The sequence below is a fragment of the Pseudomonas sp. Hz4 genome, from assembly GCF_054898165.1.
On the sequence record NZ_CM142719.1, the window covers coordinates 706,637 to 727,990 of the forward strand.

The window sequence follows — 21,354 nt, forward strand, 5'->3', positions numbered from 1 at the left end:
GACCTTTCGCCGAACATGAAACGGCCCGCTTCCTTTTGGACGCGGGCCGTTTTTTGTCTGTGCGACCAGTCTGACGGGTATGTCTGTAGGTCACTGTCCCGACTTTTGAAGGAAGATTCCCTAAAAAAGTAGGGCAAATCTGATTTTCCTGTCCCTCCATCAATGCCCCTTGTCGCTCATGCAGAATCGCCCGCCTTCATTCTGCAGAGACACATCGGATGTTCGCTCCTGCCAATCAACCGCGTTTCACGTTGACCCTCGACGGCGTCCAAAATGAGCTCAGAGTGCTTGAGTTCACGGGCAAGGAAGCCATCAGCCAGCCCTACCGTTTTGACCTGGAACTGGTCAGTGAACGACCGGACATCGAACTCGAAAGCCTGCTGCATCGTCAGGCATTTCTGAGTTTTGATGCTCAAGGTTCCGGTATTCATGGTCAGATTTTTCGGGTCGGCCAAAGCGATTCCGGACAACGCCTCACGGGTTACCAAATCAGTCTCGTACCGCGACTGGCGTACCTCGGCCAGCGCATCAATCAGCGGATCTTTCAGCACAAAAGCGTGCCGACGATCGTCGCGCAAATCCTCAAGGACCACGGCATCCAGCGCGATGCCTTCGAGTTTCGGCTCGGCAGCGACTATCCAGCGCGCGAGTACTGTGTGCAATACGCCGAGAGCGATCTGGCGTTCCTCCAGCGGCTGTGTGCCGAGATTGGCATTCACTACCACTTTCAGCACAGCCTCGACGGGCACCTGCTGGTATTTGGTGATGACCAGACGGTTTTCCCTCGTCTGTCCGAGCCGACGTTATACCTGCCGGGCAGCGGAATGGCGGCGGATGCGCCAGCCATCAAGCGTTTCAACGTGCGGCTGGAAACCCGGACGACAGCGGTAACCCGTCGCGATTACGACTTCCGCAAACCACGCCTGCAACTTGAAAGCCGCCTCGACAGCGAACAGCGACCGGTGCTGGAGGATTATCACTTTCCTGGCCAGTTCACTGATCGCGAACACGGCAAACATCTGGCTCAACGAGCACTCGAACGCCACAACGCCGACTTCCGTCAAGCCGAAGGTCGCGGCGACGAATCTGCGTTGGTCTGCGGGCACTTCCTACATCTCGCCGAGCACCCGCGTCAGGCATGGAACGACCTGTGGTTGATCACCGAAATTGAGCACCGTGGACGCCAGCCGCAAGTGCTGGAAGAGTCGGTCACCAGCGACAGCCCGGATGATTTCCAGGGCTATCGCAATACCTTTCTGGCCATACCGTGGGACGTTTCGTTTCGTCCGCCACACGGGCCGGAAAAGCCACGCATGCTCGGCTATCAACCTGCCGTGGTCACCGGCCCGACCGACAGCGAAATTCATTGCGACGAGTTCGGTCGGGTCAAGGTTCAGCTCGCCTGGGACCGTGACGGTCAGCTCGATGAACACTCCAGTTGCTGGCTGCGCGTGGCCACCGGCTGGGCGCACGATCGTTACGGCAGCGTGCTGATCCCGCGAGTCGGCATGGAAGTGCTGGTGGGGTTCATCGATGCCGATGCCGACAAACCGTTGGTCATGGGTTGCCTGCCAAACGCCGCAACTCCGGTGCCGCTCGACCTGCCCGCCGACAAGACCCGCAGCATTTTCCGCAGCCAAAGTAGTCCCGGTGGCGGCGGTTACAACGAATTGCGCATCGAGGATCGCAAAGGCGCCGAGGAAATCTACCTGCGCGCCCAGCGAAACTGGACTCAGCACGTGCTGAACGATCAACAGGTGCAGGTCGATAACCAGCGCAGCATCGTCGTCACCGGCACCGCCCGCCATGAGCTGAAGGCCGACGAGCAACGCATCACCCACGGTCAGCGCCAGACCGAAGTGAAGCTCGACGATCACCTGGTGGTGATCGGCGACCGGCACATCCGCGTGACCAGTCAGGCGCTGAATGCCAGTCAGCAATTCCATGTCAGCGCCGGTCAGCAAGTGGTGATCGATGGCGGTGCCAGCGCGACCATTCAGGCGGGCGGGCAGTGGATCAACATTGGTCCCGGCGGAATTTTCAGCAGCGTGCCGATTCAGGTCGGTGGGGCGTTGATGCCGGCCATGGCGGCTGCGCCGTCCTTGCCGGATACGCCGTTGAACCTCGTCGCCGCTCCGGCGGCACTGCTGAGTGCTGCACAGATTCTAAGCCTGAAAAGTGACGCGCCGTTTTGTGAGGAATGTGAGCGTTGTAAGGAGGGTGTCTGTGCAGCCTGATGCCCTGTTACCTCGTGGCTGGCTCAATCGCCAACCGCTGAAACCATCGGAACAATTGTTCGCCATCTTCAGCAATACAAGTGCCGCTGAACCTTTCAAAGCTTGGCAGCGTTCGCTCGCGGCGCCAGCGCCGAGCCCGATTTGGGCCGACACCGCTTACGCCGAGTGGGAACTGGTGATGCCCTATGTCGGAATCGTCGCCGCTGGCAGTGAGTTTCTGGAGTGGGTCGCCACGACCGAATCACGCGATTGGGGTTGGCTGGCGGTTTCTTCCGCCCCTCAAGACGTGCTGGTCGAGCATTTGCGCAGCCTTACCCAAGTCCTTTTGCCCAACGGTAACCCAGTGTTTTTCCGCTTTTGGGATGGGCGTTATTTGCTGTCGATCCTTCAGTCTGCCGACGTTAACGCTACGCAATTAATGCCTGTGATCGACCGCTGTTTGATCAATGGCCAGCCGCTCGACATGGGTGGCAGTGCGTTGAAAACCTCAAAAGTTTTTCCGTGGTGGGACGTTTCTGAATCGCTGCTTAAACACCTCGCTGCGGAGTCCGCAACAACCCGCACTAACAACTTGGTGAAGTGGTTGAGCGAGGACCGCCCTGATCTTTATGAGGCGTTTTCGATAAGCGTATTGCGGCACAAGGTCGCGATCTTTCTTGAGACACCGAACCTGCCTCTAGCACCCAAAACAGCCTTAGCGGAATACCTGATGGCGGAGCTGAACTGATGGATCAGATCGAGCGTATCGAGCAGGAGCTCGACGGTTTCAAAGACACCCTAAGTGTGTATCGCCAACAACTCGGCGGGTTCCTGAGCAGGAATGCGGACATGGTCAGCCGGGCAACGGACATGCCATCGCTGATGGACATGGAGCGGCTGATAAAACTCGGCAATACCACTACTGCGGTGAGTAGTCGCGACGATGATTTCCTTTCCGGTGTTGCGCAATGTCCGGCCAGTGGGATTCTGGAGATTGAGAGCAAGTTCGAGTCGGTCTATGACATTCCGTTGGGCAATATTCAGGTCGATGTGGTTGCCGAGGACGGTGGTCAGTCGACGCCTGTAACGCTCGATAAAAACGGTAAGGGGACGTTCGAGGGTACCCCCGGGAAGTTTTATCGCGTTCATGTCCAAAGCGAAGTGACCTCGAAGCAAGTTGATAAGCTTTTTGAGTCCTACGACGGCCTGACCAAAGAGTTGGAAGGCTGGCTGCGCAAAGAGTGGGACGGGTTTAAACCGCAGTGGTCGCAGCAGTCGGCATCAGCTTCGTTGGCTGCGGTGGGCAATGGAATGCTCGCGGGAAGTTGGGCAGCGGTCGAGGCGGTTTGGGATGGCATCGGTGAACTCGCCGAAATCCTGAAGAATCCCAAGGCTTTTGCCGAAAAGCTCGGGGAAAGCGCCGGGGAACTTGCCAAGCTCGCAAAAAGCGCTCCGGACCTGATGGAAAAAGCCATGTTGCTGGCCAGCGACGAGGCGGCGCTGTGTTTGCTGATGCGCACCGCGACGCTGTGGCTCGAAGCATTGCCACCATCTCAGCTGGCCGGGTCCTCGGCTGAAGCCATTTCCAAGGTTGTGGTTGGCTTGGTCATCGACTTGTTGATTGGCCTGGTGCTGAGCGTGGTCGGGGTTGGTATTGCCTGGCTCACGGTGCGCTTGATGAAGTACAGCGCACAGATTTATGAGGCCGCGATGGGCTTCGTGAAGTCGATGGTCACGATCATCAACAACTTCATGGAGTACGTCGATCGCTACAAAGCAGTAGCCGCACGTGGTGTTGCCGCAGGACTAAAAAAAGGTCGCATGCAACTACGCTGGAATGGCCGCAAGAACACCACACTGAAAAAAGACGAACACCACGACGACGTCCCGGATCAAGCGAAAAACCCCAACGGCGACAGCGCCGATTCCGCCGATAAAACCGCCACTAACAAATGCCCGGTGTCGATGGTCACCGGCGAAGAACTGCTGACCCTGACCGACGGTGCGCTGGACGGCATCCTGCCGTTCGCCTTCACCCGGCTCTATCGCACCAGCGCCGCCGAGATCGACGGAGGCCTCGGCTACGGCTGGAGTCACAGCCTCGCCCATCGACTGGAAATCGACGGCGACCACGTCATCTGGATCGACCACGAAAACCGTCGCACTTCCTTCCCGCTGCCGAACCGCGAACGCCCGGCGATCCACAACAGCCTGTCGCGCGCGGCGATTTATCTCGGCGATCAACCCGAAGAACTGATCCTCGCCCAGGCCGGTGATGACACGCGGTTCTATCACTTTCAAAACGGCCGACTGACAGCCATCAGCGACGCTTACGACAACCGCCTGCGCATCACCCGCGACCGCCAGGACCGGATCAAACGTCTCGACAACGGCGCCGGCCGCGCCTTGCTGTTGCGCTATGACCGCAGCCATTTGGTCGCCGTCGACTATCAGGTTTTTGTCCCGGCCCAGACCCTCGACGAAGCTTGGCACACCGAACTAACACTGGTCAGTTACTGCTACGACGAATGCGCTCAGCTCATCGAAGCGACCAACGCTGCCGGCGAAAGCGAGCGTTACGACTACGACGATCAGCACGTCATCCTGCAGCGGCAGTTGGCCGGTGGGGCGAGTTTCTTCTGGGCGTGGGAAAGGTCCGGCAAGGCGGCCCGATGCATCCGCCACTGGGCCTCGTTTTCGCAGATGGACGCGCGGTATGTCTGGGATGACCAGGGCAGTGTCACCGTTCAGAACATCGACGGCAGCGAAGAGGTTTACGTCCACGACGATCGGGCGCGGCTGGTGCGCAAGGTTGAACTGGATGGTGGCGAACACCTCAAGGCCTACGACGACCAGGGGCGGTTGATCGCCGAGCAGGACCCGCTCGGCGCCGTCACTGAATACCATTACGACGAAGTTGGACGGCTGGTCGCGCTGATTCCACCGGAAGACGAGCCAACGGCCTACGAGTACCGCAACGGTTTCCTGCACGCGCGCTATCGCGGCAAAGCGGTCTGGAAATATCAGCGCAATGCTCAGGGCGATGTCACCGAAGCGACCGATCCCGACGGGCATGTCAGCCACTATCACTACGACGAAAAAGGCCAGCTGCTGTCGATCCGTTACCCGGACAACAGTCGGCATGTCCTCGTCTGGAGCGCCTTGGGGCAACTGCTCGAAGAGACCTTGCCGGGCGGTGGCCAGCGGCGGTTTTCCTACGATGCGATGGGGCGGCAGCTTACCCGGCAGGATGAACACGGCGCCGTCACCCAGTACCAATGGGATGCCGTCGGCCGACTGATTCAGACGACGCTGCCTACCGGTGCCAGTCGCGCGTTCAGCTACAACGCCTACGGCAAGATCACCGCCGAACGCGATGAGCTGGGACGCGTCACGCGTTACGAATACGTTGACGATCTGCACCTGGTCAGCCGCCGGATCAATCCCGACGGCACCCAGCTGAAGTACCGCTACGACAACGCACAGCTGTTGCTGACGGAAATAGAAAACGAATCCGGCGAAAAATATCAGCTGGACTACACGCCCAGTGGATTGATCCGACAGGAAAGCGGATTCGACGGCCAGCGCACGGCGTACACCTACGACCTCAACGGCCATCTGCTGGAGAAAACCGAGTTCGGCGATGACGGCTCGCGGTTGGTAACAGCTTATGAGCGGGACTCGGCAGGGCGGTTGCTGGTCAAAACCCTGCCCGACGGCATCAAGGTTCAATACCGCTACGACAACCTCGGTCGCCTGATCAGCGTCGATGACGGCCATGACCATCCGCTGGAATTCGAGTACGACCAGCAAGACCGGCTGATCACCGAACATCAGGGCTGGGGCACCCTGCGCTATGGCTACGACGCCTGCGGCCAGCTCAATCGCCTGCGCCTGCCGGACGGCAGCAAACTCGATTACCACCACGCCAAGGGCGGCACGCTGACCGCCATCGACCTCAACGGTGCGCGACTCACCACTCACCAATTCGCCTTCGGTCGCGAACAGCAACGCCAGCAAGGCCTGTTGCTCAGCGAATATGCCTACGACGATCAGGGACGCCTGAAGGCCCACGCCGTCAGCCAACAGCAACAAGCGCTGTATCGCCGCGACTATGCCTACAGCCTCAACGGCAATCTCGACAGCATCGCCGACACCCGCCACGGCCAGCGTAGCTACCAATACGACCCACTAAACCGCCTGACCCGCGTCCGCCACACCCGTGACGACCCAGCGGAAACCTTCGCCCACGACCCGGCCGGCAACCTGCTGATGCAGGACCGCCCCGGCGCAGCGAAGGTGCTGGGTAATCGCCTGCTCATGCAAGGCGACCGCCACTACGATTACGACGCCTTCGGCAACCTCATCCGCGAACGCCGCGGCACCGGGAAAAAACTCGTCACCGAATACCGCTACGACTGCCAGCACCGCTTGGTCGGCGTCACGACCCCGGACGGCCGCGGCGCCAGCTACCGCTACGACGCCTTCGGCCGCCGCATCAGCAAAAACGTCGACGGCAACACCACCGAGTTCTTCTGGCAAGGCGACCACCTCGTCGCCGAAAGCAGCCGCGAGCATTACCGCAGCTACCTCTACGAACCGGGCAGTTTCCGCCCACTCGCCATGCTCGACGGCAAAGGCCCGCGCAAGGCTTGCCCGTTTTACTACCAGCTCGATCACTTGGGTACGCCGCAGGAACTCACGGATTACAGCGGCGAAATCGTCTGGTCGGCGAAGTACAACGCCTACGGCAAAGTTACTCGCCTTGCGTTCGGTGGAGGAGAGCAGCTCGAGCAACCGTTGCGGTTTCAAGGGCAGTACTTCGATGCCGAGAGCGGCCTGCACTACAACCGGCATCGGTACTATGATCCGGAGGTTGGACGGTATCTGACGCCGGATCCGATCAAGTTGGCGGGTGGGCTGAACCAGTACCAGTACACGCCGAATCCGACGGGGTGGGTTGATCCGTTGGGGTTGAGCGGGAATTGCCCGCCGCCGAATAAGCCTGGGTGTGGGGCGCCGGATGATACGACTGGCGTTAAGGTTGATAAGGGTGAGCCAGAGCTACCGAAGCTGACGGGTGAGCAGCGGCGGGTGCGGATCGATGAGTTGGCTGAAGCAAATGCTAAGCGGCGGGTTATTGAGTTTGAGAAAAAGTACGGCATGCACACCGTGGCAAAACATAATCCGGAAATACCTGACAAAGCGCTAAAACAAAGATCTATTGATGGCAGTCATCCAACAAAAAAAGGAAAAAAGGAACCGATAAGGCCTAGTTCTCAGTTCAAAAGCTGGTTGCTGCAATTTAATGCCATAAATGATGCTGTATCTAGAATGAATAGAACGAATCCCTTGCCAACAGGGTATACACCAGATGGAGATCCCGTCATTAGGAAGGAAATGCCTGGAGGAGGTAGGGGGTATAAGCCTAACAAGAAGGATAGAGCTAATCCAAGATATATAGAGAGTCTTGATTATTCAGAGGTTAGATTTGATCAGATAAGTCTGAAGCCTTACACGGGCTTTCCAGATTAGGAGAAATGCGATGTTGATGTGGCCGAAATTCAATACTCCGTTTGAACCAACACTTTTTTATTGGTTGGGCGGGATATCTATATTTGATCGCGAAGAAACGTTAGGTGCTGCCTTGTGGGTTTACGATCCGAATGAGCAGCATGATAGAGAGAAGGTTATAAAAAATTTCGTGTTGAGGAGATTCGATCATTTGACTTATCGGCATCGGTTTTTGCTATTCAAAATTTTAGAAAATTCGTTGTCGCAATCAGGTTTTGATTTTTCTACTCAGTTCGAAAGTGATTATGATAAAAACACTTGTGTTGCATGGGACGAAACTCAAATAAATGATGCACGTGGCTTCTTCGAGGATATATGCAGATTGGCAAGCGAAGAGTGGAGGGAGGATCTTCACAGAGCCAGTCTCGAAGATCAGTCCGCGTGGTGAGCCTTTTATGTCGGTAAGGTCGGGGATAAGGAATGTTGCGGTGTCCTTTTGTGGATGAAGAGTTTGATGCGGGACTGATGTGGTTCATTGGTCGATTTAATGTATATGATCGTGAAGAAACACTCGGTGTAGAGCTTGAGGTTTACGACCCTAATAATAAGTTTGATAGAGCGGAGCTGATTAAAAAATACGCATTGGATCTCGGATGTCTTTCTTATAGGCATACGCTTGTGTTGGTGGAATCTCTGGCGGAAAAACTGCGTGATCGAAATTATGATTTCCAAAGTTTATTCGAAATAGATGAGGGCGAAGCATCAAGCTGGCCTCGTGGAGAGTGGTACGAATTGGAGAGCCCTCGGGAATTTCTTCAGCATGTCTACACGTTGACGCAAGAGGTTTGGAAACGCGATCTGCTCAAAGCGAGCATGGAGGATCGAGCCGCTTGGTGAAGAAGCCAAACGTTGATCGCTGGCAGCGAAATTTCTGGGCAAGGTCGTCGGAAGTTTCCTTCAAACCGCGGCGGCTTTCATGAACTGGTGTGAAATATGTTCCAGCGATAGTCTCTGGTGGTCACTGAAAATTCAGTGGCAGGGTGTAGGAACCCTTCAAGACTAGAGAGGACGCCTTGGCGTCGACACCTGAATTGCGGCCATCAACGTGCGTCCGTAAGATCAGTTGCGGCGGCTGTGCGCGGGCACGCTTCGGTGTGGTCGAGTTCTCTGGTCTCGATATTCCTACCCCGCGTATAGCTGCCACCCAAGCCTGTAGGAAGGCCGATGGTAGCGACCATTTATTACCAGAGGTTTCAAAAATGAAAAGTCTTCACCCCGATCCACCCTACATAAAACCAATCCCCCACCCCGAAAACCGCTTCATGGCGCTCACTAGCAATTGCGACGACATGCCAACCCTGTTCGTCGACACCCAAGCGCCGCTGGATGTTTTGTATGACGCTGCCAGCTACCGAATTCGCGCCGTCACCCAAGTGATGGAGAATTTGTCCATGCGCGGCTTGATCGAGTGTCAGTCCTTCATTCTCAGTGACTTTGCCTTGCTCTGCGCCATTCCGTTGCGGGATGGGTGTGATGTGCTGGATGTGCTTGGCCGGCGTTTGCGGGCTCGGCCGTAACATCGGCATAAGGAGTGATCCTTCCTCTTTGATTGTAGGAAGGATCGTCCTTGTTCATTTTCAGAATGTACTTTGGCAGGTACTGATCCTGAGATTTGATGAATGCGTCGGAGGAGAATAAATAGATCTGTCCCATTTTTCTGTGTTTTTTACATGCGCGCCGTGTGTAACTTTCAGAGTGTCTTCATTCTGAAATATTAATCTTAATTTCTGCCTTTAGTGGCGTTGGCTCCAGTGCGATTTCGATATTTTGTCCGTTTATATTTAATGTTAAGGGGAGGTGGGTAAGTGATTGGTTGGGCTCCCCTTAATATTTTTCAGGTTATTTTTTTAAATTCACTTGGCACTTTTCCGAGAGGACCATCGGTAACTGTGAATTTAACCTTGTCTCCAACACTCACGTTGTAATGAACGTTTGAAGTAGTAACTAATTCCTCAGTGCTGTTATCTAAAAGCACGCGAATGCCGTATGTGATCCCCATGGGGTCACTTCTTTCGTTGAATGCTTTTATAGTTCCGGTACTGGTTGTCGTTGTTATGGGCTTTGCCATTTCAATTCCCCTGCTTGAAAAGAATGAATTTCATCTGCGCGTATAGTCCACGCATTGACACCATGAAACCCCAGTCTCAGTAATGTGGCTACTGTCAGAGTTGACAGGTAATCCTGATTATTTGCACCGTCTGTCTAGATTTCTGTCCGCAGCATTCCTCAATACGTCTTGACATGTCGAGAGGGCATTGACCACCTCAGCGACTTTGCCTTGCTCTGCGCGGTTCTGTTGCTCGCGGGTGTGATGTGCTGGATGTGGCAATGCCTTCCTGATTCTCGAAAGCAAGATCAAAGGATCGCAGCCTTCGGCAGCTCCTACAGGGGGAGCATCAATCCCGTGTAGGAGCTGCCGAAGGCTGCGATCTTTTGACGTTGGGACCCACTCAGCTCCCAACCCCTGACTTGCCGCCCCGTACAAGGTAAACTTCCCGCCCTTCGCAGGAGCAGCCATGAATTATCGTCACGCCTTCCATGCCGGCAATCACGCCGATGTGTTCAAACACCTGACTTTGACCCGCCTCATCGCTTTGATGTCGCGCAAGGAGCAGCCGTTTGCCTATCTCGACACTCACGCCGGTATTGGTCTGTATGACCTGCAGGGTGATCAGGCGAGCCGTACCGGTGAGTACCTGGAAGGTATTGCGCGTTTGTGGGATCAGCCGGATCTGCCGGCGTTGACCGCGGATTACATGAAGGTGCTGCACGATATGAACCCGGATGGCCAGTTGCGCTATTACCCGGGTTCGCCGGAGTTGGCGCGGCGTCTGACGCGGCCGCAGGATCGGGTGATGCTCAATGAGAAGCACCCTGAAGACGGTGTGTTGCTCAAAGATAATATGGCGGGCGACCGTCGGGTGAAGGTGCATCTGGGCGAAGGCTGGCATGTACCGCGTGCGATGTTGCCGGTGCAGGAGAAGCGGGCGGTGATGTTGATTGATCCGCCGTTCGAGCAGCTGGATGAGATGCAGCGCTGTGCGGCGTCGTTGAAAGAGGCGATTGGCCGGATGCGGCAAACCGTGGTGGCGATCTGGTACCCGGTGAAGGACCCGCGCATGTTGCGTCGTTTTTATCAGGATCTGGCGGGTAGTGGCGCGCCGAAGTTGTTGCGGGTGGAGTTGCTGGTGCATCCGCTGGATACGCCGAACAGTTTGAACGGGTCCGGGTTGGCGATTGCGAATCCGCCGTGGGGGCTGGAAGAGGAGTTGCGTGAGTTGCTGCCGTGGTTGTCCAAGAAGTTAGGGCAGACACAGGGTGGGTGGCAGATGGATTGGTTGATTGCTGAGAGTTGACCGGTGATCGTTCCCACGCTCTGCGTGGGAATGCAGCCTGTGACGCTCTGCGTCACGCCCTTCAAGAGCGGACGCGGAGCGTCCATTGAGGCTTCCCACGCGGAGCGTGGGAACGATCAGATCAAAAGATTAGATCGGGCAAGTCACGCCAGTACCGCCAATCCCGCAGTACCCTTCAGGGTTTTTCGCCAGGTATTGCTGGTGATAAGCCTCGGCGAAGTAGACCGTCGGCGCTTCTTCGATTTCGGTGGTGATGGTGCCTTTGCCAGCCTTGGTCAACTCGGCCTGGAACACCTGCTCGCTGTGCTTGGCGGCTTCCAGCTGAGTTGGGTTGGTGGCGTAGATCACCGAGCGGTACTGCGTGCCGATGTCATTGCCCTGACGCATGCCCTGAGTTGGGTTGTGCAATTCCCAGAACATCTTCAGCAGCGCTTCGTAGCTGACTTTTGCCGGCTCGTAGACCACCAGTACCACTTCGCTGTGGCCGGTCAGGCCCGAGCAGACTTCTTCATACGTCGGGTTCGGCGTGAAACCACCGGCGTAACCCACCACCGTACTGACCACACCTTCACGCTGCCAGAACTTGCGTTCCGCGCCCCAGAAGCATCCGAGGCCGAAGATTGCGAAATCCACATCGGTGACGAACGGGCCCAGCAGCGGGGCGTCGTGGACGAAGTGTTTTTCCGGCAGGTTCATTGGGGTTTCGCGGCCAGGCAGGGCTTGTTCTTTAGTCGGGAGCACGTTTTTGTTCACCAGAATTTCCGAGCGCAAGACCATGATCAGTCCTCTCAGTCAGGTTGAATGTAAATTGTCAGACACGCAGTTTGCCCGAGTGTTACGCCGCTGTCAGGCGATCGGGCCACGCGGATAGCGTTTGAGCTTTTCGATCAGCTCTACGCCGGGGATCGGTCGATCGAACAGGTAGCCCTGGCCAACGTCGCAGCGGTGACGGCGCAGGAAAGCCAACTGCTCGGCAGTCTCGATGCCTTCAGCCACGACCTTGAGTTTCAGGTTGTGGGCCATGGCGATCACCGCGGAGGTGATTTCCATGTCGTCCTGGTTGTCCGGGATTTCGTGGATGAAGCTTCGATCAATCTTAATGATGTCGATCGGGAATTTTTTCAAGTAACTCAGCGACGAGTAACCGGTGCCGAAGTCATCCATGGCCAGGGTCAGGCCCAGACGCTTGAGTTGATCGAGCTGCAAGTGGGTGTCTTCGGTGGCTTCCAGCAGCAGGCCTTCGGTGAGTTCGAGTTCCAGCAGGTTTGCCGGCAGCGCTTCCTCTTTGAGGATATTGGCGATGGACGACACCAGGTCCGGATCGGAGAACTGCTTGGGCGAGAGGTTGATTGCCACCTGAAGATTGCCCAGGCCAGCGGCCGTCAGGTCTTTGCTCATGCGGCAGGCCTGGCGGGCGATCCATTTACCGATGGGAATGATCAGCCCGGTTTCTTCGGCGACGCTGATGAACTGGTCCGGGCGGATCATGCCTTTTTCCGGATGGTTCCAGCGCAGCAAGGCTTCCATCCCCAGCAGGCGACCGCTGCGCAGGCAGAGCTTGGGCTGATAGAAAACGTCCAGCTCGTTCTGGGTCAGGGCGCGGCGCAGGTTGTTCTCGACGAACAGCTTGTAACTGGCCTCGGCATTCAGCGCTTCGGTGAACACCTGAACTTGGTGTTTACCGTTGGCCTTGGCCTTGTGCAGCGCCAGGCCGGCGTTGCGCATCAGGGTTTGCGGGTCGCGGCCATGCAACGGCGCGCAGGCCAGGCCCACTGAGCCGGTGACGCTGATCAACTGATTGTCGACGAACATCGGTTTGTCGAGGGTCATCAGCAATTCACTGGCCATCTGTTGGCCCGCACGCAGGTCGGTGTTGTCCAGCAGCACGGCGAATTCGTTACTGGCGAACCGCGCCAGGCTGCCACTCGGGCTCAGGCTGTTGCGCAGGCGTCGGGCCAGGCTGATCAGCAGCTTGTCGCCGGTCTGGTGGCCGAGGCTGTCGTTGATCCGCTTGAAGTTGTCGATGTCCACCAGCAGCAGGCTGATGGGGGTATCGCTGTCTCGGGCGAAGCGTTCATCGAGGTTGCGGATAAACGACGGACGGTTGCCGAGGTTGGTCAGGTTATCGGTGTAAGCCAGACGCTCGATGCGCTGCTGAGCGAGCTTGGTCTGGGTGATGTCTTCGTAGATGCCGATGTAATGGGTCAGTTCACGGTTGTCGCCGTAGACCTTGGAAATTGACAACTGGCCCCAGTAGGGTTCGAGGTTTTTGCGGCGACTTTTGAACTCGCCTTGCCAGCTGTTGCTCTTGACCAGCGCCGAGGGCGCGTCGAACAACAGTTCGCTGAGGTTTTCCAGCGCCGGCAGTTCCGACAGCCGCTGGCCGTGGACTTCTTCGGTGGTGTACTGGGTGATTGCCGTGAAGCTCGGGTTGACGTATTCCACCACGCCATCGCAATTGACCAGCAAAAAGGCGTTGGCGCTTTGCTCTACCGCACGCTGGAACAGGTGCAGGGCGCTGGTGGCGGTGCGGCGGTTATGGTTGTTGATGACCTGAGCGAACTGATCCGCCAGTTCGCCGGCGAAAGCAATTTCGTCCGATTGCCAGGCGCGGGTCGCACCGATCTGCTCCAGGCAGAGTACGCCGACCACTTGGCCGTCGACGCGGATGCTGGCGTCGAGCATCGCATTCACATCGCGCGGGCGCAGGCTTTCGGCCATTTCCCGGGTGCGTGGATCGCGCATGGCGTTATGAGCGTCGATGGCGCGGCCGGTGTGCAGGGCGTCAAGGTAATCAGGGAAGTGACTGACATCGATCGGCTCCGGCAGTTGGTATTTCTGGCTGGCGCGGTGATAGGCCGAGATCGGCACGAGCAGCGAACCTTCGAGGTTCCACAGGCTGGCGCAGTCGATTTCGTAAATGTCACAGGCACTGCGCGTGATCAGCTCGGCGGCTTCTTGCAGGGAGTTGTTGCTGCGGTAGCGCTGACGGGTCAGCAGCAGGATCAAATCTTGCTGGGCGCGCACCCGGTCCAGGTGCAGGAGCTGTTCCTGCTGAGCGAGTTGATTGAGCTCCAGGGCGATTTGCAGGCGAGAGTTCTGGGTTTCCAGGTCCAGGTCCAGCGCCGGCAGCAGGTGCTCACCCTCATGCGGGCCGTCGACCACCAGCAGGTAGCCGCGCAGCAGGTGTCGATTGTGTTGCTTGTAGGCTTCGCCCAATTCCAGCAGGTTCAAGGAGCCTGCGGCGGTGTGCAAGGTGTAGCGGATCTGGTAATTCGGACTTTCGGTGAGCTGCTGCTGGACCGCGTCATGCAGCTGATAGCGCGCTTCAGGTTCCATCAGGCTGGCGTAAGGTGAGTCGACCAGAGCACAGAGGTCCACCGCCGGCAGGCCAAACTGTCGTTCGCAACTGGGATCGAGAAACAGCAGTGCCCAGCTTGGTTCATTCAGCCGTTCGAAACGCAGCATGCCGAGCCGCGAAGGCACAGGCAACTGCGTCACTACCTCGGCCACCATACGGCTGGCGGCATCGGGTTGGCTTTTCATTGAGGGAAACTCGCTTCGAATGTGCTGATCGCGCCGGGCTCTCGCCCTCTTTACTGTTGCCTGCGGCAAGGTTGCATCATTGCGACACTGACTGACAAGAGACATGAAGGCCAAGTGCTATAAGAATATGTCGGCCGTGACGAAGATTTCTTCAGTAAGAGGCGGAAACTTATGCATTTGGCCTTCATGGGCTTAGCGCAACATGATACTGGCCGATTCTAAAAGCTTGCTGTCCCGGTCGTGATAGTTGACCTGAACCTTCTCCTGATCAACAACCAGATGGGCAAAGTTGTCCTCGCTGACCACCTTGCTAGTCAGTTCATGCCGATAGTCGCCCGCGACCGTTTGTGCCAGTGGCTGATCGAGAATGAAAGTGGATGCCTTGGCATACGGCAGCAGTTTGCTGTTGCACAGCGGTGACGACACGATGGTGTGCACTTCGAAGTCCGGATCCTCGCTGTGGGTCAGGCGACTGGTCAGGGAGCCGTGGACATCGCCAGAAATGAAGCAGACGTTCTTGATGCGGTGTGTACGAATCGTCTCCAGCAGCCGTAGTCGTTGTTCCGGGAAGGCTTTCCAGGCGTCGTCGCCCTGAGCTTTGCGGTCGGGATAGAACATCACACTGGTGACCACGAATTTGACCCTGGCCGGGCTGTGGATCAGCCATTTGCACAAAGCCTGTTCCTGCTCTCTGTCGAGAATGCGTCGATCATCGGCCGACAGGTTGCGGCGGGTTCGGCTGTCGGTGACAAACCATTCGATATCGCCTTCAGCGAACTGATACCCATACTGTTCCAGTTTTCTGCTTATTTGTCCGTTGGCTAGAAGTTCATGGGCCGGGCTGTGGCTGGCTTGATATAACTCGTATGCCGCCATAGCGTTCTTATATAAGTAGGCATCGGCTTTACTTTTGTTGGCAGGCCAATTGTCTTCAATTTCATGGTCGTCGAGGATCATGTAAGTCGGCACGCCAGACATCAACTTAGTAATGTTAGGTTGTGAAAAAGCTGAGCGGTACTTACTGAGTATTTCCTTGTATTCCCGGTCAGGAGCAATAACGTTCAGGTCATCGACATAGATTTGATCGCCGGTCATCAACATCGCGCTGATAGGTGGTTCAGCCTGCTGCGCCAGTTTCGTGATCGAGGCGAAGATTCGATCCCCCAGATGCGGTGCAGACGGGATGCCAGCGGTCATTCGCAGGTAACGACATGAACCGACGATATAGGCCCGTGGAATCGTGCCTTTGCTGGACTGCGTGCGAAACCGGTAGATTTCCCGCGGCCATTGCAGCGGCAACTCCTGAACCGTTTCCACGGTATGCACCGGGCTCATGGGGCTGAACCATCCCGCCTGGTATTCGTACTCGGTATCGGTGACCAGATCGTTGAGTGCAATGACATCGGACATGTCGCGCACGATCGTCAACTTTGCAAATACACCTTGGGACCAGCGTTCTTCCCCAGGTTGGCGATAACGAACGCCTGCAAATACCGGTGCGTTGTTTTGTTGTTCGCCGCGCAAGAAGATGCGTGTGTGATTAGTTGTGGTATGGCCAATAATTGGGCCGACAGTCGGTTTGAACATGTTCGAATCCATTCGAAGTAATGCTAGCTAAGCAAGTAAGACTGATGATGTTTAATCAATAATCAGTTGGACTAAGCCTAGTGACTGGTGCGCAAAAAATATCGGGTGAAAGTGGACTTTAGTTGTGGGCGACGTCAGCCACGAATGTAGGAAGAAACTTTCTTCCAGGCAAAAAAAGCCCCGCCAAACTGGCGGGGTTGAGGTACGAGCGTGGCGCTCGGAAACGTGGAACGCAACAGGCCCTCTGGTGAAGGAGGGCCGGCCGGTGTTACAGCAGGATGGTGCGGATGTCCGCCAGCAGGTCGCTCAGACGCTTGGTGAAGCGTGCAGCAGCGGCGCCGTTGATCACACGGTGATCGTAGGACAGCGACAGTGGCAGCATCAGTTTCGGCTGGAAGGCTTTGCCGTCCCAGACTGGCTGGATGGTTGCCTTGGAAACACCGAGGATCGCCACTTCCGGCGCGTTGACGATCGGCGTGAAGCCGGTGCCGCCAATGTGGCCGAGGCTGGAAATGGTGAAGCAGGCGCCTTGCATGTCGTCAGCGGTGAGCTTTTTGTCGCGGGCTTTGGCGGCCAGTACGGCGGCTTCGGCTGCCAGTTGCAACAGGCTCTTCTGGTCGACGTTCTTGATGACCGGTACCAGCAGGCCTTCAGGGGTGTCGACCGCGAAGCCGATGTTCACGTACTTCTTGCGGATGATCGCTTTGCCGCTCGGTGCCAGCGAACTGTTGAAGTCCGGCAGTTCCTTGAGCAGGTGCGCGCACGACTTGAGCAACAGCGGCAGGATGGTCAGCTTGACGCCAGCCTTCTCTGCAACGGCTTTCTGAGCGATACGGAACGCTTCCAGATCGGTGATATCAGCCGAATCGAACTGAGTCACGTGTGGAATGTTCAGCCAGCTGCGATGCAGGCTCGACGCGCCGATTTGCATCAGGCGGGTCATCGGCACTTCTTCGGTTTCACCGAAGCGGCTGAAGTCCACGACCGGAATCGGCGGGATGCCCGCGCCGCCGGTTGCGCCGCCAGCGGCCGGTGCTTCCTTGGCCTTCTGCATCATGGCTTTGACGTAAACCTGCACGTCTTCTTTCAGCACACGACCGTGCGGGCCGCTTGAGCTGACCGCGCTCAGCTCGACGCCGAACTCACGAGCCAGTTGGCGCACCGCAGGACCTGCGTGAACTTTGGCGCCCGGTTTGGCGGGTGCAGCAGCCGGTGCGGCCGGTGCCGGGGCAGCGGCTGCAGGAGCAGCTTCAGCCTTGGCAGCTGGCGCAGGAGCGGCGGCCGGTGCCGGGGCTGCAGCAGGCGCGACGCCTTTGACTTTCAACTTCAGGATCAGGTCGCCAGTACCGACTTCGTCATCCAGCTTGATGGAAACGCTTTCCACCACGCCAGCGGCAGGCGATGGAATTTCCATGCTCGCCTTGTCGGATTCCAGGGTAATCAGCGACTGGTCGGCTTCAACGGTGTCGCCGGCCTTGACCAGCACTTCGATGATCTTGGCCTTGCCGGCCGAGCCGATGTCCGGGACGTGGATGTCCTGAACGCTGTCAGCGACCGGTGCTGCCGGTGCCGCAGCGGCTGGCGCTGGAGCAGCGGCGGCCGGAGCAGCCGCCTGAGCGGGTGCGGCCGCAGCCGGTGCCGCGGCACCTGCCACTTTCAGCGCCAGAATCAGGTCGCCGGTACCGACTTCGTCGTTGAGCTTGACGCTGATGCTTTCGACCACGCCAGCGGCGGGCGAAGGGATTTCCATGCTGGCCTTGTCGGATTCCAGGGTGATCAGCGACTGATCAGCCTCGACGGTGTCGCCGACCTTGACCTGGATCTCGATGATCTGGGCCTTGCCCGACGAACCGATGTCCGGCACGTGCACTTGTTGAGTGGTTGCAGCAGCAGGCGCGGCAGCAGGAGCAGCCGGCGCCGGGGCAGCAGCCGGTTTTGCTTCAGCTTTTGGCGCCTGCGCAGCGGCAGCCGCAGGGGGCGGTGCAGAGGCCGGGGCAGCGGCACCTTCGACGTCCAGTTCGAGCAATTCGTCGCCTTCTTTCAGGCGATCGCCCAGCTTCACTTTAATGCTTTTGACGATGCCGGCCTTGGGAGCAGGGATTTCCATGCTCGCCTTGTCCGACTCAAGCGTCAGAATGCTCTGGTCGGCTTCGATACGGTCGCCGACCTTCACAAATAGTTCGATTACTTCACCTTCACCGCTGCCGATGTCAGGTACGCGAATGAGTTCGCTCACAGAGTGTCTCCTCAGCAGTCCAGTGGGTTGCGTTTTTCCGGGTTGATCCCGAACTTGGCGATGGCTTCAGACACCACCTTAGGTTCGATATCACCACGGTCAGCCAAGGCTTCCAGGGCTGCCAACACCACGAAATGACGGTCGACTTCGAAGAAGTGACGCAGCTTCTTGCGGCTGTCACTGCGGCCGAAACCGTCGGTGCCCAGGACTTTGAACTCCTTGGACGGGACCCACTGACGAATTTGCTCAGCGAACAGCTTCATGTAGTCGGTAGAGGCGATGACCGGACCCTGACGGCCGTTCAGGCACTCTTCGACATAACTCAATTTAGGCTTCTGGCCCGGGTGCAGACGGTTGCTGCGCTCTACGGCCAGGCCGTCGCGACGCAGTTCGTTGAAGCTGGTTACGCTCCAGACATCAGCGCCGACGTTGAACTGTTCACGCAGGATCTTCGCCGCTTCGCGCACTTCACGCAGGATGGTGCCGGAGCCCATCAGTTGAACGTGATGCGCCGCTTCGCGGGTGTCTTCCTCGAGCAGGTACATGCCCTTGATGATGCCTTCCTCGACACCGGCCGGCATGGCTGGCTGCTGGTAGGACTCGTTCATCACGGTGATGTAGTAGAAAACGTCCTGCTGCTCTTCAGTCATCTTCTTCATGCCGTCCTGAATGATCACCGCCAGCTCGTAGCCGTAGGTTGGATCAAAGGTGCGGCAGTTCGGAATGGTGCCAGCCAGGATGTGGCTGTGACCGTCTTCGTGTTGCAGGCCTTCGCCGTTCAGCGTGGTCCGGCCGGCGGTGCCGCCGATCAGGAAGCCACGGGTACGGCTGTCGCCAGCGGCCCAGGCGAGGTCGCCGATGCGCTGGAAGCCGAACATCGAGTAGAAGATGTAGAACGGCAGCATTGGCTGGTTGTGGCTTGAGTACGAAGTACCGGCAGCGATGAAGGAGCTCATCGCGCCCGCTTCGTTGATGCCTTCTTCGAGAATCTGGCCCTTCTTGTCTTCGCGGTAGAACATCACCTGGTCTTTATCGACTGGCTCGTAGAGCTGGCCGACGGACGAGTAGATGCCCAACTGACGGAACATGCCTTCCATACCAAAGGTACGGGCTTCGTCCGGGATGATCGGGACGATGCGTTGGCCGATTTCCTTGTCCTTGACCAGTTGCGCGAGAATCCGCACGAACGCCATGGTGGTGGAAATTTCGCGGTCACCCGAGCCATCAAGAATGGCCTTGAGGGTGTCCAGTGACGGGGTCGGAATGTCGAAGCTTTTGGCGCGACGCTGTGGCACGAAACCGCCCAGTGCGGTGCGACGTTCGCTCAGGTAACGGGCTTCGGCGCTGCCTTCTTCGGGTTTGAAGAACGGCAGGTTTTCCAGCTCGGAGTCTTTAACCGGAATGTCGAAACGATCGCGGAACAGCTTCAGGCTTTCAACATCAACTTTCTTGGTGTTGTGCGCCGTGTTCTTCGCTTCGCCGGCACCGGTGCCATAACCTTTGATGGTCTTGGCCAGAATGACGGTGGGTTGTTCTTTGTGGTTGACCGCTTCGTGGTACGCCGCGTAGACCTTGTACGGGTCGTGACCGCCACGGTTGAGTTTCCAGATCTCGTCGTCGGACAAGTCTGCAACCATCGCCTTGAGTTCTGGCGAGTTGAAGAAGTGTTCACGTACGAACGCGCCGTCTTTGGCTTTGTAGTTCTGGTACTCGCCGTCGATGACTTCGTCCATGCGGCGTTGCAGGATACCGTCGACGTCTTTGGCCAGCAGTGGGTCCCAGAAACGGCCCCAGATGACTTTGGTCACGTTCCACTGAGCACCGCGGAACACGCCTTCGAGTTCCTGGATGATCTTGCCGTTGCCGCGAACCGGGCCATCAAGGCGCTGCAGGTTGCAGTTAATAACGAAGATCAGGTTGTCGAGCTTCTCGCGGCCAGCCAACGAGATGGCGCCCAGGGATTCCGGCTCGTCGCACTCGCCGTCGCCCAGGAAACACCAGACTTTTTGCTTGCCTTCAGGGATGAAGCCACGGGCTTCCAGGTACTTCATGAAGCGTGCCTGGTAGATCGCCTGGATCGGGCCCAGACCCATGGATACGGTCGGGAACTGCCAGAAATCGGGCATCAGCCACGGGTGCGGATAGGACGACAAGCCCTGGCCGTCGACTTCCTGGCGGAAGTTGTTCATCTGGTCTTCGGTGATACGGCCTTCCATGAACGCACGGGCGTAAACGCCTGGCGAGGTGTGACCCTGGAAGTAGATCAGGTCGCCGCCGTGTTCGTCGGTCGGGGCCTGGAAGAAATAGTTGAAGCCGATGTCGTACAGCGTGGCGCTGGAGGCGAAGCTGGAGATGTGACCGCCCAGGTCAGAATCTTTCAGGTTCGTACGCATCACCATAGCCATCGCGTTCCAGCGTACCAACGAGCGAATGCGGCGTTCCATGAACAGGTCGCCAGGCATGCGTGCTTCGTGGGTAACGGGGATCGTGTTGCGGTAAGGCGTGGTGATGGCGTAAGGCAATTGCGAACCGCTGCGGGTTGCGAGTTCACCCATACGGGTCATCAGATAGTGAGCGCGGTCTTCGCCTTCTTTGTCGAGAACCGATTCCAGGGCGTCCAGCCATTCCTGGGTTTCGACGGGATCGAGGTCTTGCATGGCTTGCTCCAGGGCGGAAAGGCTTCCAGAATCGGTTGCCTGAGTTTGCGACTGGCCTTGTGGGCAGACGATATAAATTCTTGGATTGCCGAGAGGTTGTTCCGGCGGCGTGTAGTTTTACTACAAATCTTCGGGCATTTCAGCCTTTCGAATGTATATACGAGTAGTAAAACTACAGATGA

Annotated in this window: 13 protein-coding genes; 7 read left to right on the forward strand and 6 right to left on the reverse strand. The window is 57.4% G+C overall.

All coding sequences use genetic code 11. The features are described 5' to 3' along the window. Positions 1 to 218 precede the first annotated feature (218 nt). The 6 genes from ACYZTR_RS03200 to ACYZTR_RS03225 all read left to right on the forward strand — a co-directional run bounded on the left by ACYZTR_RS03200 (position 219) and on the right by ACYZTR_RS03225 (position 9,307). Positions 219 to 2,237: a type VI secretion system Vgr family protein gene (locus ACYZTR_RS03200; protein WP_461976374.1), complete on the forward strand. Its 2,019-nt coding sequence runs from the start codon at positions 219 to 221 to the stop codon at positions 2,235 to 2,237. After that, complete coding sequence (locus tag ACYZTR_RS03205; protein WP_461979570.1) at positions 2,227 to 2,964, forward strand: DUF4123 domain-containing protein; 738 nt, start codon at positions 2,227 to 2,229, stop codon at positions 2,962 to 2,964. The genes ACYZTR_RS03200 and ACYZTR_RS03205 overlap by 11 nt, the downstream gene beginning before the upstream one ends. Next, positions 2,964 to 7,751 carry an RHS repeat-associated core domain-containing protein gene (locus tag ACYZTR_RS03210; RefSeq protein ID WP_461976376.1) on the forward strand — a complete coding sequence of 1,596 codons (4,788 nt, stop codon included), beginning with the start codon at positions 2,964 to 2,966 and terminating at the stop codon, positions 7,749 to 7,751. The genes ACYZTR_RS03205 and ACYZTR_RS03210 overlap by 1 nt, the downstream gene beginning before the upstream one ends. A 10-nt stretch (positions 7,752 to 7,761) precedes the next feature. Beyond that, entirely contained in the window at positions 7,762 to 8,178 is a 417-nt protein-coding gene (locus tag ACYZTR_RS03215) for a hypothetical protein (protein WP_461976378.1), read from the forward strand. A 50-nt stretch (positions 8,179 to 8,228) separates the two neighbouring features. Continuing rightward, entirely contained in the window at positions 8,229 to 8,627 is a 399-nt protein-coding gene (locus ACYZTR_RS03220; RefSeq protein WP_461976380.1) for a hypothetical protein, read from the forward strand. A 362-nt stretch (positions 8,628 to 8,989) separates the two neighbouring features. After that, complete coding sequence (locus ACYZTR_RS03225; protein WP_461976382.1) at positions 8,990 to 9,307, forward strand: hypothetical protein; 318 nt, start codon at positions 8,990 to 8,992, stop codon at positions 9,305 to 9,307. A gap of 317 nt (positions 9,308 to 9,624) precedes the next feature. Here ACYZTR_RS03225 and ACYZTR_RS03230 read toward each other — a convergent pair whose 3' ends face one another. Continuing rightward, on the reverse strand, positions 9,625 to 9,858 hold the full coding sequence (locus ACYZTR_RS03230; protein ID WP_461976384.1) for a hypothetical protein: 234 nt from the start codon (positions 9,856 to 9,858) through the stop codon (positions 9,625 to 9,627). Between the two features lie 448 nt (positions 9,859 to 10,306). Between ACYZTR_RS03230 and ACYZTR_RS03235 the strand changes: the two genes are divergently transcribed. Further along, positions 10,307 to 11,146, forward strand: a complete 840-nt coding sequence (locus tag ACYZTR_RS03235) for a 23S rRNA (adenine(2030)-N(6))-methyltransferase RlmJ (RefSeq protein ID WP_461976386.1) — start codon at positions 10,307 to 10,309, stop codon at positions 11,144 to 11,146. Between the two features lie 129 nt (positions 11,147 to 11,275). Here ACYZTR_RS03235 and msrA read toward each other — a convergent pair whose 3' ends face one another. The 5 genes from msrA to aceE all read right to left on the reverse strand — a co-directional run bounded on the left by msrA (position 11,276) and on the right by aceE (position 21,172). Beyond that, the gene (msrA, locus tag ACYZTR_RS03240; protein ID WP_461976388.1) at positions 11,276 to 11,923 is read right to left on the reverse strand and encodes a peptide-methionine (S)-S-oxide reductase MsrA; all 648 of its coding nucleotides are present in this window, start codon (positions 11,921 to 11,923) and stop codon (positions 11,276 to 11,278) included. A gap of 69 nt (positions 11,924 to 11,992) precedes the next feature. Further along, positions 11,993 to 14,692 (reverse strand): putative bifunctional diguanylate cyclase/phosphodiesterase, encoded by a 2,700-nt coding sequence (locus ACYZTR_RS03245; RefSeq protein WP_461976390.1) that lies wholly within the window; start codon positions 14,690 to 14,692, stop codon positions 11,993 to 11,995. A gap of 192 nt (positions 14,693 to 14,884) precedes the next feature. Continuing rightward, on the reverse strand, positions 14,885 to 16,279 hold the full coding sequence (locus ACYZTR_RS03250; protein WP_461976392.1) for an alkaline phosphatase D family protein: 1,395 nt from the start codon (positions 16,277 to 16,279) through the stop codon (positions 14,885 to 14,887). 268 nt (positions 16,280 to 16,547) lie between these two features. Then, positions 16,548 to 18,515, reverse strand: a complete 1,968-nt coding sequence (gene aceF, locus ACYZTR_RS03255) for a dihydrolipoyllysine-residue acetyltransferase (RefSeq protein WP_461976394.1) — start codon at positions 18,513 to 18,515, stop codon at positions 16,548 to 16,550. Positions 18,516 to 18,526: 11 nt separating this feature from the next. Continuing rightward, positions 18,527 to 21,172: a pyruvate dehydrogenase (acetyl-transferring), homodimeric type gene (gene aceE / locus ACYZTR_RS03260; RefSeq protein WP_461976396.1), complete on the reverse strand. Its 2,646-nt coding sequence runs from the start codon at positions 21,170 to 21,172 to the stop codon at positions 18,527 to 18,529. Positions 21,173 to 21,354: the final 182 nt, after the last annotated feature.